The following is a 16,028-nucleotide window of genomic DNA, read 5'->3' as shown; positions in this document are numbered from 1 at the left end:
CGGCGGCATCAACCGACGACGCCGTCCCGACGCAGGGCGTCGGTTTGCTCCGGCGAGAAGCCCAGGTCTGCCAGCACCGCATCGGTGTCGGCGCCCACGGCCGGCGCTGCGGGCGGCGCGGCGCGCGGGGCGTCGTCCAGCGTGTAGGGCAAGGCCAGCGTGGTGTAGCGGCTGCCATCGGCGGCGACGGCCTCGACCAGCATGCCGCTGGCCTGCACGTCGGCGCTCTGCAGCACCTGGCTGTAGCTGCGCACGGCGCCCACCACGATCTGGTTGCGGCTGAGCAGGGCCACACATTCCTCGCTGCTGAAGGCGGACAGGCACTCGCGCAGCACGGTGCGCAGTTCGGCGCGATGGCGCACCCGCTGGGCATTGCTGCAGAAGCGCGGGTCGTCGACGAGCGCCTCGCGGCCCACCACGCGGCAGAAGCGCGCCCAGTGCTCGTCGGCATAGGCAGAGAGCACGATGTGGCCGTCGCGCGTGGGCACCACCTCGGCGGCCGGCGCGTTGTGGGGCTGGCCGTCGCCGATGCGGGTTGGCTCGGGCGCGCCGCCCAGGTAGTCGCTCCAGGTGGTGGCCTGCAGGTGCAGCGCGACTTCCAGCAGCGAGGTGCGCACCGTGGCGCCCTGCCCGCTTCGCTCCCGTCCGTAGAGCGCGGCCAGCACGGCCTGTGCGCCCAGGTGCGCCGCCGCCGCATCGACGATGGGCACGCCCACCTTCTGCGGCAGGCGGTCGGGCTCGCCGGTGACGGACATCAGCCCGCTTTCGGCCTGGGCCGCGATGTCGTAGCCGGGCCGCCCGCGCGAGGGCCCCTGCATGCCGAAGCCGGAGATCGACAGATACACCAGCTGCGGATGGCGTGCGCGCACCGCATCGGGGCCGAAGCCCAGCGCCTCCACGGCGCCCGGGCGCAGGTTCTGCACCAGCACGTCGCTGGCGCCGATCAGCCGCCAGGCGACGGCGCGGCCCTCCTCGTGCTTGAGGTCCAGCGCGATGGACTGCTTGCCGCGGCTGTAGGCGCGCAGCATCGATTCGCCATAGCGGCCGATGTGGCGCGCCTGATCGCCGGCCGGCGGCTCGATCTTGATGACCTGGGCGCCCAGCTCCGCCAGCACCATGGCGGCGCCGGGACCGGCGATGTACTGGCCCATGTCGATCACGCGCACGCCCTGCAGGGGCGCCGCGGGGGGGGCCGTGTCGGATTGGCTGAAGCTCATGGGCGCCACGTTATCGGCGCCGGCCATTCTTGAAAATTCAATAATCGTGAGGTCGTGATCACTCGGCGCTATCGCCGCCCACCCCATGGACAGCCGGACCGACCACCTGGTGCGCAAGCTGCGCCTGCGCCATCTGGAACTGCTCGTCGCGCTGAGCGAGACCGCCACGATGCGCGGCGCGGCCGCCCGCCTGCACCTGAGCCAGCCGGCCCTCAGCAAGATGCTGGGCGAGGTCGAGGCCTGCTTCGGCGCGCGGCTGTTCGAGCGCAGCCATCAGGGCATGCAGCCCAATGCGCTGGGCGCGAGCGCTGCGTACCGGGCGCGGGCGGCGCTGCACGAGCTGGAGCGGGCGACCGAGGAGGTGTCTGCCCTGCAGCGCGGCGCCGTGGCCCTGCTGCGGCTCGGTGCGCCGTCGGTCACCGCCGCCGTGCCGGCCGCCGTGGCCGAGCTGCGCAGGCAGATGCCCGGGGCCGTGGTGCAGATCCGCGAGGGCCGGGTCCACGAGCTCATCCAACGCCTGCTCGCCGGCGAGCTGGACTGCGTGTTCGGCGCGGTCACGCCCGAGCTGCTCGCCAGCGACCTCACGCCGCGACTGGAGCCGGTGCTGATGCTGGAGGACGAGCTGTGCGTACTCACGGCCGGCCCGCCGCCCCGCGCCGCAACAGGCGGCCTGCGCTGGGCCGATCTGAGCGACAGCCCCTGGATGGTGCCGCCGCGCGACACATTGGTGCGGCAGGCCTTCATGACGGCCTTCCTCAACGACGCCGTGCCGCCGCCCGCGCCGGTGATCGAGGTCATGTCCTCCGTGACCATCGGCGCCCTGCTGCGGGCCGACCCGCAGCTGCTGTGCGCGGTGCGTCGGGAGCATGCGAGCGACGAGCTGGCCCGTGGCGGCGTGCGCCGGCTGGAGGTGCTGCCACGGGTGCCGTTGCCTTCCTTTGGCCTGTTCCAGCGACGGGAAGACCTGCAGCGGCCCCGGGTTCTGGGCGCGTTCGCGCAGGCCCTGCGCCGCGTGTCCGGCACGCCACCACCCGCCCGCCGCGGCGCGCGCCGGGCGAGGCCGGCCGATGCGAAATAGCCCGCCGGGCGGAGCGCCCCGTCACTAGAATTTGTGCCCGCCAGCCGTTGCACACGGCACACGCCGATCAGGGACGGCGCGGCGAGGGCCCGGCACATGGCGCGCTTCGGCGGCGACCGGGCAGGCAGGAGGATGGGGCCAGGCGCCTGCGCGTCCGGGTCAGCCACTGGTCATACCATGAGAGGACACTTGCGTCATGGACCACAAGCAGTACGCGGCCAAGCGAAAGGCAGACCGGATCGGCAAGACCATCCTGGCGGCCGTCATGGTCTTCGTGGTGGTCGTGCTGGCCGCACGCATGGTCTGAGCCGGTCGGTCGACCCGGCGCACCTCTACTCCCGGCCTGCCAACGCCGGCAACGCGCCGAGCGCCCCTGCCATTAGAATCCCGCGCTTGCCGCCGTCCACACCGCCGGTGCAACACCGGCGATCCGCGCTTGACGACAGCGCGGCACCTGTGGCGGCTCAACGTCTTCCTTCACTGCCCGTAGCTCAACTGGATAGAGCAGCTGCCTTCTAAGCAGCAGGTCGGGGGTTCGAGCCCCTCCGGGCAGGCCATCCACTCCCTCTGAACATGGGCAATCTGCCCAGGCGCTGGGAATCGGCCGCGGAAACAGGAGCGACGGCCGGTCGGTCTCGACCTCAGCCCTCGTAACGCTTGCCCAGTGCCAGCAGCTCGGACGTGCCGATCACCGCATTGAGGCCATCGAAGTCCAGCATCGACGCGCGCCATGGCTCGGTGGTCTGGTGCGCCCGCAGGCTGGCGAAGTAGCCCTGCATCGCATGCGCCAGCGCGCGCACCGTGCCGCCCGGGAAGATGACGATGCGAAAGCCCAGCCGGCCCAGCTCGTCGGCCGGCGTGATCGGCGTCTTGCCGCCTTCGACCATGTTGGCCAGCAGCGGCACGCGGCCGGCGAAGCGCTGCGCGGCCTTCGCCAGTTGCTCGGGCGTGCGCAGCGCCTCGATGAAGAGCGCGTCGACGCCGCATTCGAGGTAGGCCTCGGCCCGGTCCATGGCGGCGTCCCAGCCCTCGACGGCCAGCGCGTCGGTGCGGGCGAGGACGAGCGTGTCGGCGCTGCGGCGCGCGTCCAGCGCGGCGCGCAGCTTGCCCTGCATCTCGGCGACGGGCACCACGGTCTTGCCGTCCAGGTGGCCGCAGCGCTTGGGAAAGCCCTGGTCCTCCAGCTGGATCATGGCGGCGCCGGCGCGCTCCAGGCCGGCCACGGTGCGCTGCGTATTCAGCGCATTGCCGAAGCCGGTGTCGGCATCGACGATGACCGGCGTGCGCACCCGCTCGGTGATGTGGGCCAGCGTGTCGCAGACCTCGGTGAAGGTGGTGAGCCCGATGTCCGATCGGCCGAGCCGCGTGTAGGCGATGGAGGCGCCCGACAGGTACAGCGCCTCGAAGCCGGCCTGCTCGGCCAGCAGGGCGCTGAAGGCGTCGTAAACGCCGGGGCACAGCAGCGGTTCGGGCCGGGCCAGGCGCGCGGCCAGGCCGATGCGCCCGGAGGAGGAAGTGGAAGAGCTTGTCTCGGTCATGCAGGTGTGGAAGTGCGCAGGAAGGCCGCCATGTCGTGCGCGGCGATGTAGCCGCCCGCCACGGCGCTGAGCAGGCCGTTGCCCGACAGGTAGCCGCTGACGTGGTTGCCGGAGACGCCGCGGGCCGCGCCGCCTGCCGCCCACAGATTGGGCAGCGGCGCGCCGCCGGCGTCGAGCACGCGGGTGCGGGCATCGATGTCCAGCCCGCCCTGTGTGTGGAAGAGCGCGCCGGTCACCTTGACCGCGAAGAAGGGCGCGGCAAGACGGCGCGGCAGCCGGCGGCCGAAGGCGTCTGGCTCGCCCGGTGTCCAGGCGTCCAGGGTGGCGGCCAGCACGTCGGCGTCGCAACCGATGACCTGCGCCAGTGCGGCCACCGAATCGGCACGCCGCACGGCCCCCGCCGCCTCGGCCTCGACGAAGTCCGGAAAGCCCTGCGCCAGCGCATGCACCGGCGTGTCGAACACGGCCCAGGCGATGCCGCCGGGCTGCGCCACCACGTGCAGCGCAGCCTCGGAGTAGCCCTGCGACTCGTCGTGGAAGCGCCGGCCCTCGCGGTTGATCTGCACGCCGCCCTCGACCATCAGCGCCCAGGTCATGAGCACGCCGTGCGGCACGGCCCAGGAGCCGTGGCCCTGGTAGGCCCGCATGTCGGCCAGGCGCGCGCCCAGCGCCTCGCCCCAATGCAGCGCCGTGCCGTCGTTGCCGGTGTGGCCGCCGAAGGTCGCCTCGGCCATCTCGGGGATGAAGCGGCGCACCAGCGCGGGCGCGCCACCATAGCCGTTGCAGGCCAGCAGCAGCGCGCGGCAGCCCACGCCCTCGGTGCTGCCATCCGGCCGGCGAGCGCGCACGCCCAGCACGCGCTGCTCGCCGTCGACCACCAGCTCGGTCGCCTGCGCCTCGGTCAGCACCGGCACGCCGGCGGCCGCCAACGCGGCCTCCAGTGCCTGCTCCAGTGCCACCCCCGTGCGGGCGGACAGCGTGTGCATGCGGTGGCGGCTGTGGCCCGGATAGAGGAAGCCGGTGAGCACCTCCCACCGAAGCCCATGCCGCGATTCGAGATGGTCCAGCGCGGGCGCTATGGCCTGGGTGTAGGCGGCCACCAGGGCCGGGGCCGCCGTGCCGTGGGCCTTGCCCTGGATGTCCTCGGCAAAGCGCTCGGGACTGTCGTCGATGCCCAGTGCCTGCTGCACGCGCGTGCCGGCCGCCGGGATGAAGCCGGAAGACAGGCTGGTGGAGCCGCTGGGCTGCGCATCGCGTTCCAGCACCACGGCGTCCACGCCCAGGTCGGCCAGCAGCAGCGCGGCCGTGAGGCCGCAGGCGCCGGCACCGACGATGAGCACGTCGGTCTGCACCGGGGCCTCGAAGGCGGGCTCGACGACCACGCGGGCCGTGCTGTCCGGCGCAGCAGCAGCGCCTGCGGCACCGACCGTCATGCCAGCACCCGGGCGCCGAAGTCGGCGCTGTCCACCACATGGGCCACGGTGGCCATGTCGGCCAGGGCCGTGGCATGGGTCTCGGGCTTGAAGGCGGCGCAGCCATCGGCCACCACCCAGGTGTCGTAGTCGCGCATGTGCGCATCGCGCACCGTGCTGGCCACGCCGCCATTGGTCACGATGCCGCACACCGCCACGCGCTCGATGCCGTTCTTGCGCAGCAGCCAGTCGAGCTGGGTGTTGAAGAAGGCCGAGTACGCCACCTTGTGCACCGTGGCGTCGATGGCCGGCTGCAGCAGCTCCACATTGGCCTGGCCCCAGCTGCCGGGCGCGAAGTCGCCCTGCCGTAGAAAGGGCCGCAGCGCCAGAAGGTGCGGCGAGATCATGGGCGCGCCGCCCACGCCCGGCCACAGCGTGAACTGGCTGGCCACCACCAGGCCGCCGGCCGCGCGCACCGCCTGCGCCAGCGGCAGCACGCGTTCGGGCAGGGCCTGCGCGGCCGGGTTGGCACATCCGCCGCGGGCGTAGGCGCCGCGGGCGTCGAGGAAGTCGTTCTGCAGGTCGATGATGACCAGGGCGGTTTTCATGGCTGGCGAAGGATGAGGTTGCCCAGGGCGTCGACCACGGCCTCGAAGCCGGGTTCGAGCCACACGGTGGTGTCGGCCTGTTCGAGGATGGCCGGGCCGGCGATGCGCGCGCGCACCGGCAGCTCCAGCCGCGCATAGCGGCGTGCCTGCACCCAGTCGCCGCCGAAGTAGACCGGTTGCTCGCCCAGCGGCTCGGTGCGGCCTTCGCCGCGCGGTGCCAGCACCGACAGGTCGAACTTGGGCCGCACGCCGATGAGGGCGTAGCGCAGGTTCATCACGCGCAGGCCGATGCCGTCGAGCACGCGGCCGAACTCGGCGCGGTAGGCGGTCTCGAAGGCGGCGCGGGCGGCGTCGGCATCGAGCGCGTTGGCGCGCACCGGCACCGCCACCGTGTGGGTCTGGCCCTGGTAGAGCATGTCCAGCACCAGTTCCTCGCGCACCGATTCGAAGGCCACGCCGGCGCTGTCGAGCCGCGCGCGGCAGCGCGACTCGAAGCCGGCGCGCAGTTCGCGCAGCGCGGCGAAGTCGATGGCGGCCAGGTCCTGGTTGAGGGTCTGCACCGCGTCGTGCCGCATGTCGGCCATCACACAGCCCAGGGCCGAGGTGACGCCCGGATAGCGCGGCACGATACCGGTGACCACGCCCACCTCGCGCATCATGGCGCACACATGCAGGCCGCCACCACCGCCGAAGGGCATGTAGGCGAAGCGTCGCGGATCGTGGCCACGCTCGATGGAAACCAGCCGCATCGCGCCGGCCATCTTGGCATTGGCCACGGTGAGGATGGCCTCGGCCGCGGCCAGCACGTCCAGGCCCAGCGGCTCGGCCACGTGGCGGCGGATGGCCTCGCGGGCCTTCTCGACGTCGAGCGCGCCCAGCAGGCCGCCGCCGAGCGGGCGCTGCGCCGCGATGCGGCCCAGCAGCACGTTGGCGTCGGTCACGGTGGGCCGTTCGTTGCCGCGGCCGTAGCAGGCCGGGCCGGGCACGCTGCCGGCGGACTCGGGCCCGACCTGCAGCATGCCGCCCGCATCCACACTGGCAATGGAGCCGCCGCCGGCGCCGATGGTCTCGATCTGGATCATGGGCGAGCGCACCACCAGGCCGAAGTCGATGCTGGTCTGCGAGGCCAGGGCCGCCTGCCCGCCCGCGATGAGCGACACGTCGAAGGAGGTGCCGCCGATGTCGCCGGTGATCACGTCCGGATGGCCCGCGGCCGTGGCGATGGCCGCGCAGGCGATGACGCCCGCCGCCGGGCCGGAGAGCGCCGTGCGCACCGGCAGTTCGCCCGCCGTGCGGCGCGACATCACGCCGCCGTTGCTCTGCACGATCAGCAGCTCGCCGCCGAAGCCGCGCGCACGCAGGTCGCCGTCCAGCCGCTCCAGGTAGCGGCCGACCACCGGCTGCAGCGCCGCGTTGAGGCTGGCGGTGGAGGCGCGCTCGAACTCGCGGATCTCGGGCAGCACCTCGGCCGCCGCCGTCACATGGTCGTTGGGCCACAGCTCGCGCACCGCCGCCGCGGCGGCCTGCTCGTTGCTCGGGTTGGCATAGGTGTTGATGAAGAACACGCACACGGCCTCGCAGCCCTGCTCCAGCAGCTGGCGGGCGGCGGCGCGCACCTGGTCCAGGTCCACCGGCGTGTGCACGCGGCCGTCAGCCAGCACGCGTTCGTCCACCTCCAGGCGCAGGGCGCGCTCGATCACCGGCTCGAAGCCGCCGCGCAGGCCCCAGGTCTGGGGCCGGTCGCGCCGGCGCATCTCCAGCACGTCGCGGAAGCCGCGGGTGGTGATCAGGCCGGTGCGGGCCACCTTGCGCTCCAGCAGCGCATTGGTGCCCACGGTGGTGCCGTGGATGATGGTGGCCAGGCTCTGTGCGCCGCGGTCGTCCACCCGCGCGATGCCGTTCATGAAGCCCACCGACTCTTCGCCGCGGGTGGAGGGCACCTTGACGATCTCGGCGGTGCCGGCGGCCTCGTCGAGCACGAAGAGGTCGGTGAAGGTGCCGCCGACGTCCACGCCGACGACACGGGTGCGCGCGTCGCTCATTGCTGTTCTCCCGGGTTGGCCGCGTCGGCCAGGTAGCCGCGGCGGGCGTCCACCGCGCGTTCGTCGGCGCCGCGCGCCTCGGGCGGGCCCCAGCCGCCACCACCGGGGGTTTCGAGCCGCACGCGGTCGCCGCGCTCCAGGGTGATGCCCAGCATCTTCGACACCATGGGCGGCGTGTGCCACGCGCCCTGCGAATGCCAGCTGAAGCGGTTGGCCTGCGCGTCGCCGCCACCGGCGATGCCCTTGGGCGCGGACTTGCCGCGCTCGCCGAAGATGAAGGCCTGGGCCTGGCGCTCCAGCAGTTCGATTTCATAGATGGCGCCCAGGCCGCCGCGGTGCGTGCCGTCGCCACCCGAACCGGGGCGCAGCGCCCATTCGGTGAAGCGCACCGGGTAGGCGGCCTCCAGGATCTCCAGCGGCGGAATGGTGGCCGTGGAGATCGGCGCGTTGCCGTGGTTGAGGCCGTCGCCGCCCGCATGGGCGCCGTGACCGCCGCCGAAGAAGCTGAACATCACCCAGCGCTGGCCGCTGCGCGCGCCCTCGCTGCGGTGGCCGGCGATGGACAGCGCATTGATGGTGCCGTAGGCCTGCGCCACGGCGCGGCGCGGATCGGCCTGCGCCGCGGCGCTGAAGATGACGTCGATCATGCGCAGGATGGTCTCGGTGTAGCCGCCCACCGGCCGCGGACGCTGCGCCGTGATGACCAGGCCTTCGGGCATGACGAACTCCACCGCGTCGAGCACGCCGGCATTGGCCGGCACCTCGGGGAACAGGTGCTTGAGTGCCACGTAGCAGGCCGCCACCGCGGTGGCGCGCGAGATGTTGACGGGGCCCTGGCACTGCGGCGAGCTGCGCGAGAAATCGAGCACCAGCCGTTCGCCCTGCACCGTCATGTCCAGCGCGATGGTGAGGGGTTCGTCGACCACGCCATCGTTGTCGAGCACGTCCGAGAAGCGATAGACGCCGTCGGGCAGCGAGGCGATCTGCGCCCGCATCAGCCGGCGGGCCCGCTCGCGCAGCGCCTGCAGGGCCTGCAGCACCACGGCGTCGCCATAGGCGTCGAGCAGTTCGGCCAGGCGGCGCGCGCCCAGCTCCAGCGCGGCCAGCTGGCCGTTGAGGTCGCCCCACAGGCTGTCGGGCAGCCGGGTGTTGGCGCGCAGGATGGCCAGCACGTCGGGGTTGATCTGTCCGCCCTGCACGATGCGCACCGGCGGGATCTGCACCGCCTCCTGCCAGCATTCGGTGGCGGCCGGGTTGTAGTTGCCCGGCACCGCGCCGCCCACATCGTGCCAGTGCGCGGCCGAGGCCAGGAAGCACAGCAGCCGGCCGTCGCGGAACACCGGGCGCACCAGCTTGAAGTCGTTGGCATGGGTGCCGCCCTCGTAGGGGTCGTTGAACAGCCAGACCTCGCCTTCGCGCATGCCGCCCAGGGCGTCGGCCGCGCGCTTGGCGGCGCGCACGGCGAAAGCCATCGCGCCCACGAACACCGGCAGGCCCGACTTGCCCTGCACCAGCGTGTCGCCGCTGTCGCCGTCGTACAGGCCATGGCAGGCGTCGTGCGCCTCGGCAATGATGGGATTGAACGCGCTGCGGTAGAGCGTCGCGTCCATCTCGTCGGCGATCTGCTCGAGTCGCCCCTTGAGCACCGCCAGCGTGACGGGATCGAGTGTGGCTTCAGACATGGGATTCCTTGGAGAAGCGTTGCTTGAGTTCGTTGAGCAGGCCGCCCGCGCGCACCCGCGCCATCAGGAAGGCGGGCACGGGGTCGCAGGCGAGCACGCGGCCGTCGGCGGCGCGCACCCGGGGCCGGTCGGGGTCGTCCACGGTCAGGCCGATGCGCTCGCCCTCCTGCAGCGCGTCCACGTCGGCACAGGTGAGCAGCAGCAGGCCGACGTTGAAGGCATTGCGGAAGTACAGGCCGCTGTAGCTGGGCGCGATGACGGCGCGCACGCCCAGGGCCACGAGCACGGACGCGGCCTGCTCGCGCGAGGAGCCGATGCCGAAGCCCGGCCCGGCCACCACCACGTCGCCGGGGCGCACCTGGGCGGCGAACTCGGGCCGCATCGATTCGAGGCAATGGCGTGCGATGACGTCCATGCCGAACTTCATGGCATGGCCGGGGGCCAGGGCGTCGGTGTCGACGTTGGCGCCCAGGCGCCACACGCGGTGGCCGGCCGGCGCTTCGTTGTTGTCAGGCAGAGGAAGCTGGGTCATGACGGGGTGCCCGGCGATGTCGATGCGGCTTCGGAGCCCGGCGCCTGCACCAGCACATCGCGCGGATCGGTGATGCGCCCGCGCAGCGCCGAGGCCGCCACGGTGTAGGGCGAGGCCAGGAACACCTCGGCCTGCGCCGAGCCCATGCGGCCCTTGAAGTTGCGCGCCGTGCTGGAGATGACCCGCGTCGCGCCCTGGATGGCCTGGCCGTAGCCGGCGCAGGCGCCGCAGGCGCTGGGCAGCAGTTCGGCGCCCGCATCGCGCAGGACCCGGGCCACGCCCATGGCCTCGGCGCGCTGCCAGTCGTGCACGCTGGCCGGTGCCACCAGCAGCCGCATGCCGGAGGCGATGCGACGGCCGGCCAGCACGCGGGCGGCGGCCTGCAGGTCCTCCAGCTTGGCGCCGGTGCAGGCGCCGATGTAGGCCAGCTGCACCGGCTCGTCCGCCACGGCTTCGACCGTGCGGCCGTTCTGCGGGCTGTGGGGCAACGCCACCATGGGCACCAGCTCGCGCGCGTCGAAGTCGTGGTCGATGCAGGCGGCGCCCTCGTCGGTCTGCCAGCGGGCGAGGTCTTCGTCGCTCACCGTCACGCCCACGTCGCGCAGCCAGGCGGCGGTGGTGGCATCGGGCGCCACCAGGCCTGCCTGCGCGCCCAGCTCGGCGCTCAGGTTGGACAGCGTCATGCGCTCGGCCATCGACAGGCCGCGCACCGTGTCGCCCGCGAACTCCACCGCCTGGTAGTCGCCGCCGTTCATGCCCAGGCGGCCGATCATGTGCAGCATCATGTCCTTGGCGCACACGCCGTCGGCCAGGCGGCCCTGCCAGCGCATGCGCAGGGTGCGCGGCACCTTGACCCAGATCTCGCCGGTGACCACCACGCCCAGCATCTCGGTGCTGCCGATGCCGAACATGTAGCTGCCGAAGGCACCGCCGGTGGGCGAGTGCGAATCGCCGCCGACGCAGAACAGGCCCGGGCGCAGGTGCCCCTTCTGCGGCAGCACCACATGGCAGATGCCCTGGCTGTCGTGCACATGGGGCAGGCCCTGCTCGGCCGCCCAATCGCGCGCGATGCGCACGATGCGCCGCGCATCGTCGTCGGCTTCGGGCACGAAGTGGTCCATGACCAGCACCACACGGGACGGATCCCAGATGCGCGCGCCCAGCTCCTCCAGCATCGGCTTGAGCCGGCGCGGGCCGGAGGAGTCATGGAACATGGCCAGGTCCACGCGGCAATTGACTATCTCGCCTTCGCGCACCGCGGGCACGCCGGCGGCGTGCGCGATGAGCTTCTGCGCCAAGGTCTGGGGGGTACTCATGTCAGACCCCCAGGTAGGCGCGGCGCAGGGCGTCGGAATTGAGCAACTCTTCCGGCCGACCGGAGAAGCGCATGCTGCCGTTCTCGATCACGTAGGCGCGGTCGGCCATCTCCAGCGCCTGGCCCACGTTCTGCTCCACCAGCAAGATGGCCAGGCCCTCGCCGCGCAGGCGGCCGATGAGCGAGAACATCTCCTCCACCAGCAGCGGCGACAGGCCGAGCGAAGGCTCGTCCAGGATCAAGAGCTCGGGCTCGGCCATCAGGCCACGGCCGATGGCCAGCATCTGCTGCTCGCCGCCGCTCATGGTGCCGGCCAGCTGCGCGGTGCGCTCCTTGAGCCGCGGGAAGATGCCGAACACCTTCTCCAGGTTCTGCGCGCGGCGCGCCCGGGCGCGGGTGAAGGAGCCCAGCTCCAGGTTCTCCATCACGCTCAGGTTGGGAAAGATCTTGCGGCCCTCGGGCACCTGGATCAGGCCCGCACGCACCACCTCGCGGTAGTGCGCACCGCCCAGCTCCACGCCGTTGAAGCGCACCGAGCCCGACCAGGGCTTCACCAGCCCGCACAGCGTGTGGTTGAAGGTGGTCTTGCCGGCGCCGTTGCTGCCCAGCAGGGCCACCATTTCGCCGCGGGCGACCTGCAGGTCCACGCCGCGCAGCACCTCGATGCGGCCATAGCCGCCGCGCAGGCCGCGCACGTCGAGCAGGGTCTCTGCGGCGGTCGTTCCCGCGTCACGCACGACCTGCGTCTCGATTGCCTGTGCACTCATGCCTGCACCTCCGCCTGCGCCGCCATGCCGCGCTGCAGGCGGGCGGCCGTGCCATGGCCCAGGTAGGCCTCGACGACCTTGGGGTCGCGCGTGACGACCTGCGGCGGCCCCTCGGCGATCAGCTCGCCCTGGGCCAGCACCCACACATGCTCGGCCAGGTTCATCACGGCCTGCATCACATGCTCGATCATGAGGACGGTGACGCCCTCCTCGCGGATGGCGCGCACCACGGGCAGCATCTCGGCGATCTCCTGCGGATTGAGGCCGGCCAGCACCTCGTCGAGCAGCAGCAGGCGCGGCCGCGTGGCCAGGGCCCGCGCCAGCTCCAGCCGCTTGCGGCCGGCCACGGTCAGGTCGGAGGCCGGCTTGTCCAGCTGCGGCCCCAGGCCCACACGCTGGGCTACGGCCTCGGCGCTGGCCAGGGCCTCGCGCCGGTTGGCATGGTGCAGGTGGGCGCCGACCGCGATGTTCTCGCGCACGGTCTGCGCGGCGAAGGGCTGCACGATCTGGAAGGTGCGGCCCATGCCCATGCGGGCATTGAGGTGCGGCGCCTGGCCGGTGATGTCGCGCCCACCGAGGCGCACGCGGCCGGTGTCCGGGCGCTGGAAGCCCGACATCAGCGAGAACAGTGTGGTCTTGCCGGCGCCGTTGGGGCCGATCAGCGCGGTGAGCGAGCCTGCCGGCACCGCCAGCGAGACCTCGCGCACGGCGCGCAGGCCGCCGAAGGTCTTGGAGACGCCCTCGACTTCGAGCAGATGATCAGCCACCGCGGCCTCCCTTCCAGAGCCGGCGCACGTTCTGCCCCACGCCGGCGATGCCGCGCGGCAGGAACATCACGATCAGCACCAGCACGCAGCCATAGATGACCATGTTGATGCCCGGCAGTTCGCCGAACAGGTTGCGGGTCAGGTCCGCCAGCACATGCAGCGCGAAGGCGCCCAGCAGCGGACCCCACACCGTGCCCATGCCGCCCACGATGGCCGCCACCAGGGCCTCCACCGACGACGTGGAGCCGAAGGCGATGCCCGGGTCGATGTACTGGAACACCTGGACGTAGAAAGCGCCCGCCATCCCCATGAAACCACCCGACAGCACGATGGCGCCTAGCTTGACGCGCAGCGGGTCGACCCCGGCCGCGCGGGCCGCGTCCTCGTTGTCGCGCACCGCCTGCAGGTAGGCGCCGAAGCGCGAGTGCCGCAGCCAGGCGCTGACCAGCAGGGCCACCACCACCATGGCGAGGATCACGTACAGGTAGCCCACCCGCGAGCCGAACTGCATGTTGGCCACCGACTCGCGCAGCGGCACCATCAGGCCGACCCCGGCCCCGGTGAAGGGCAGCGACAGCGCCAGGATGCGGCACACCTCGGCGAAGGCCAGCGTGACCAGCGCGAAGTACGAGCCCTTGAGGCCGTAGCGGAAGCTCAGCGCCCCCACGACCAGGCCCACCAGCGCCGAGACACCGGCCGCCGCCACCAGCGCCACCCAGGGGTTGAAGCCCCACTGCAGCTGCGCGATGGCCTGCACGTAGGCACCGAAGCCGAAGAACAGTGCATGGCCGAAGGAGAACTGTCCGCCGAAGCCGCCCAGGATGTTCCAGGCCTGCGCCAGCAGCCCGGCATACAGCGCCATCATGACGAAGTTGAGCCAGACCCCTGAGGTGGTCACGAGCGGGATGGCGCCCACCACGAGGGCGAACACCACGATGAGAAGAACCGATTTCATGCCTTGCTTCCGAAGAGGCCCTGGGGACGGAACAGCAGCACCGCGATGAAGATGAGGAAGATGCCGATCTGCCCCAGCGACTCGCCCAGGAAGAGGCCACCCAGCGACTCGACCACGCCGATCAGCAGCCCGCCCACGAGTGCCCCCGTGAAGCTGCCCATGCCGCCCAGCACGACGATGGTGAAGGCCACGAGCACGAAGCCGCCGCCCACCTGCGGGTTGACGTAGTAGGCCGGCAGCAGGAAGCAGGCCGCCGCGCCCAGGCAGGCCAGACCGATGCCGAAGCTCATGGCGTAGACATGGTCGACGTCGATGCCCATGAGGCGCGCGCCCTGCTTCTCCTTGGCCACGGCGCGGATCGCGCGGCCCAGGTCGGTGGCCTTGACGATCCACAGCAGCACGGCCGCCCCGGCCAGCGCACCGCCGAAGGCGATGAGCTTGGGCAGCGCGATGAAGGCCGGGCCGATCTGCAGCGTGGTCAGCGTGTAGGGCGTGTCGATGGTGCGCGTGTCGGAGCGGAAGAACAGCAGCGCCAGGTTCTCCATCACGATCGACAGGCCCAGCGTGACCAGCAGGATGTTCTCGTCCTTGCCGTGGCTGGCGCGGTTGATGATGCCGCGCTGCAATGCGTAGCCCAGCGCGAACATGCCTGCCACCACCAGCGGCAGTGCCAGGTAGGGGTCGATGCCGAACTGCGCGCGCAGCCAGTACACGGCATAGAGCGCCAGCATCAGCGAGGCCCCGTGCGCGAAGTTGATGATGTGCAGCACGCCATAGATCAGCGTGAGCCCCAGGGCGATGAGGGCGTACACCGCCCCGGTGGTGAGTCCGTTCAGCACGGACGGCACCACGATCGACAGATCGAACATGTGGAAGAGGACCCGTGGCGGTGCCGTTCAGGCCTTGAGCGGGAACAGGGGCTCGACCTCGCGGTATTCGCGCGGGATGATGACCTTGATGTCCTTGTTGATGACCTGCGTCATCAGCGGGCGGCCGCCCTGGTTCTGCCCGTTGACGAACTTGGTGGGGCCATAGGGCATGAAGTGGTCGGAGAAGGTGCTCTTCTCCAGCGCGTCGATCAGCGCTGCGCGCTCGCTGGACTTGGCCCGCTCCAGCGCATCGGCCAGCAGCATCATGCTGGTGTAGGTCATGAACAGCTCATAGCTGAAGTACAGCTTCTGGGCCTCGGCCCGCTTCTTCAGCGCCTGGGCGCGTGCGTCCTTGGGGTTGAACCAGTGGTTGCAGTCGATGATGCCGTGCGAGGCATCGGGGAACTCCTGCACGAACTTGTAGCTCGACGCCGCGCCCCCCAGCACCGAGTAGATGGCCTTGGGCACCACGCGCTGCTGCTGCATGGTGCGCACCAGCAGTGCGTATTCGTTGTAGTAGTTGGCCGGGATCACGATGTCCGGGTTGACGGACTTGATGCGCAGCACGATGTTGTTGAAGTCGCGCGTGGGGTTGGCGTGCTTGATGACTTCCTTCACCTCGAAGCCGAAGCCCGGCAGCTCGCGCGACAGCAGGTTGGCCGTGCCGGTGCCGAAGAGCGACTCCTCGTGGATGATCATCACGGTCTTGGCCGGCTTGCCCGCCACGCTGTTGAGCACGTGCAGGTTGGCCATGGCCAGGTCGGTCACGGCCTTGTAGCCCGGGCCGAAGCGGAAGGTGTTCTTCAGGCCGCGCTCGACGATCTGGTCGGCCACGCCCACGTCCACGATGTGCGGCAGGTTGTACTTGGCGGCGGCCTGCGTGGTGGCCAGGCAGATGGCCGAGGCGAAGGCGCCGACCACGGCGGACACGCCAGCCTCGTTCATCTTCTCGACCTCGGCCGCGCCGGCCTGCGGCTGCGACTGGGCGTCGCCCAGCAGGGCTTCAAGGCGCGCACCGCCGAGCGACTTGATGCCGCCGGCCTTGTTGATGTCCTCGATGGCCATGAGCGCGCCGGCCCGGCATTGCTGGCCCGAATAGGCGAGCGCCCCGGTGACCGGGTGCAGCACGCCGACCTTGATGCTGCGCGGCTGGGCGCCACCGATGGTCGGCAGGGCCAGGGCGGATGCGGCGGCCGCCGACTGGGCGATGAACTGGCGACGGTTGCGGGTGGTCTGGGTCACGGCG

At 71.6% G+C, this 16,028-nt stretch carries 14 protein-coding genes and 1 tRNA gene; 2 read left to right on the top strand and 13 right to left on the bottom strand.

The window, feature by feature from the left end; genetic code table 11:
• Positions 1 to 8: 8 nt before the first annotated feature.
• The gene (locus BXA03_RS00670; RefSeq protein ID WP_234983550.1) at positions 9 to 1,244 is read right to left on the bottom strand and encodes a CaiB/BaiF CoA transferase family protein; all 1,236 of its coding nucleotides are present in this window, start codon (positions 1,242 to 1,244) and stop codon (positions 9 to 11) included.
• Positions 1,245 to 1,302: 58 nt separating this feature from the next.
• Between BXA03_RS00670 and BXA03_RS00665 the strand changes: the two genes are divergently transcribed.
• Positions 1,303 to 2,295, top strand: coding sequence for a LysR substrate-binding domain-containing protein (locus BXA03_RS00665; protein ID WP_076503272.1), 993 nt, complete (start codon positions 1,303 to 1,305; stop codon positions 2,293 to 2,295).
• Positions 2,296 to 2,775: 480 nt separating this feature from the next.
• Positions 2,776 to 2,852: transfer RNA gene (locus BXA03_RS00660), tRNA-Arg, on the top strand.
• 84 nt (positions 2,853 to 2,936) lie between these two features.
• On the opposite strand, the gene BXA03_RS00655 is transcribed toward BXA03_RS00660, so the two are convergent.
• The 12 genes from BXA03_RS00655 to BXA03_RS00600 are packed head-to-tail and all read right to left on the bottom strand — an operon-like array spanning position 2,937 to position 16,024.
• Positions 2,937 to 3,833: an isocitrate lyase/PEP mutase family protein gene (locus BXA03_RS00655; protein WP_076503271.1), complete on the bottom strand. Its 897-nt coding sequence runs from the start codon at positions 3,831 to 3,833 to the stop codon at positions 2,937 to 2,939.
• Complete coding sequence (locus tag BXA03_RS00650) at positions 3,830 to 5,266, bottom strand: FAD-dependent oxidoreductase (protein WP_083715787.1); 1,437 nt, start codon at positions 5,264 to 5,266, stop codon at positions 3,830 to 3,832. Before BXA03_RS00650 ends, BXA03_RS00655 begins: the two co-directional genes overlap by 4 nt.
• Entirely contained in the window at positions 5,263 to 5,853 is a 591-nt protein-coding gene (locus BXA03_RS00645; protein WP_076503270.1) for a cysteine hydrolase family protein, read from the bottom strand. The genes BXA03_RS00650 and BXA03_RS00645 overlap by 4 nt, the downstream gene beginning before the upstream one ends.
• Positions 5,850 to 7,895 carry a hydantoinase/oxoprolinase family protein gene (locus tag BXA03_RS00640; RefSeq protein ID WP_076503269.1) on the bottom strand — a complete coding sequence of 682 codons (2,046 nt, stop codon included), beginning with the start codon at positions 7,893 to 7,895 and terminating at the stop codon, positions 5,850 to 5,852. The genes BXA03_RS00645 and BXA03_RS00640 overlap by 4 nt, the downstream gene beginning before the upstream one ends.
• Positions 7,892 to 9,577 (bottom strand): hydantoinase B/oxoprolinase family protein, encoded by a 1,686-nt coding sequence (locus BXA03_RS00635; RefSeq protein WP_076503268.1) that lies wholly within the window; start codon positions 9,575 to 9,577, stop codon positions 7,892 to 7,894. The genes BXA03_RS00640 and BXA03_RS00635 overlap by 4 nt, the downstream gene beginning before the upstream one ends.
• Entirely contained in the window at positions 9,570 to 10,109 is a 540-nt protein-coding gene (locus tag BXA03_RS00630) for a LeuD/DmdB family oxidoreductase small subunit (RefSeq protein WP_076503267.1), read from the bottom strand. Before BXA03_RS00630 ends, BXA03_RS00635 begins: the two co-directional genes overlap by 8 nt.
• Entirely contained in the window at positions 10,106 to 11,425 is a 1,320-nt protein-coding gene (locus BXA03_RS00625; RefSeq protein ID WP_076503266.1) for a 3-isopropylmalate dehydratase large subunit, read from the bottom strand. The genes BXA03_RS00630 and BXA03_RS00625 overlap by 4 nt, the downstream gene beginning before the upstream one ends.
• A 1-nt stretch (position 11,426) precedes the next feature.
• Entirely contained in the window at positions 11,427 to 12,191 is a 765-nt protein-coding gene (locus tag BXA03_RS00620; RefSeq protein WP_083715786.1) for an ABC transporter ATP-binding protein, read from the bottom strand.
• Complete coding sequence (locus BXA03_RS00615) at positions 12,188 to 12,958, bottom strand: ABC transporter ATP-binding protein (protein WP_076503265.1); 771 nt, start codon at positions 12,956 to 12,958, stop codon at positions 12,188 to 12,190. The genes BXA03_RS00620 and BXA03_RS00615 overlap by 4 nt, the downstream gene beginning before the upstream one ends.
• A complete protein-coding gene (locus tag BXA03_RS00610) occupies positions 12,951 to 13,913 on the bottom strand; it encodes a branched-chain amino acid ABC transporter permease (RefSeq protein ID WP_076503264.1) in 963 nt (320 codons plus the stop codon). The genes BXA03_RS00615 and BXA03_RS00610 overlap by 8 nt, the downstream gene beginning before the upstream one ends.
• The gene (locus BXA03_RS00605) at positions 13,910 to 14,782 is read right to left on the bottom strand and encodes a branched-chain amino acid ABC transporter permease (protein ID WP_076503263.1); all 873 of its coding nucleotides are present in this window, start codon (positions 14,780 to 14,782) and stop codon (positions 13,910 to 13,912) included. The genes BXA03_RS00610 and BXA03_RS00605 overlap by 4 nt, the downstream gene beginning before the upstream one ends.
• A gap of 27 nt (positions 14,783 to 14,809) precedes the next feature.
• Complete coding sequence (locus BXA03_RS00600) at positions 14,810 to 16,024, bottom strand: ABC transporter substrate-binding protein (RefSeq protein ID WP_076503262.1); 1,215 nt, start codon at positions 16,022 to 16,024, stop codon at positions 14,810 to 14,812.
• Positions 16,025 to 16,028: the final 4 nt, after the last annotated feature.

It is taken from the genome of Pseudacidovorax sp. RU35E (assembly GCF_900156165.1).
Lineage (GTDB): Bacteria > Pseudomonadota > Gammaproteobacteria > Burkholderiales > Burkholderiaceae_C > Xenophilus.
The sequence above is the reverse complement of the archived record's forward strand: the minus strand, read 5'-3'. Positions and strand labels throughout refer to the sequence as shown.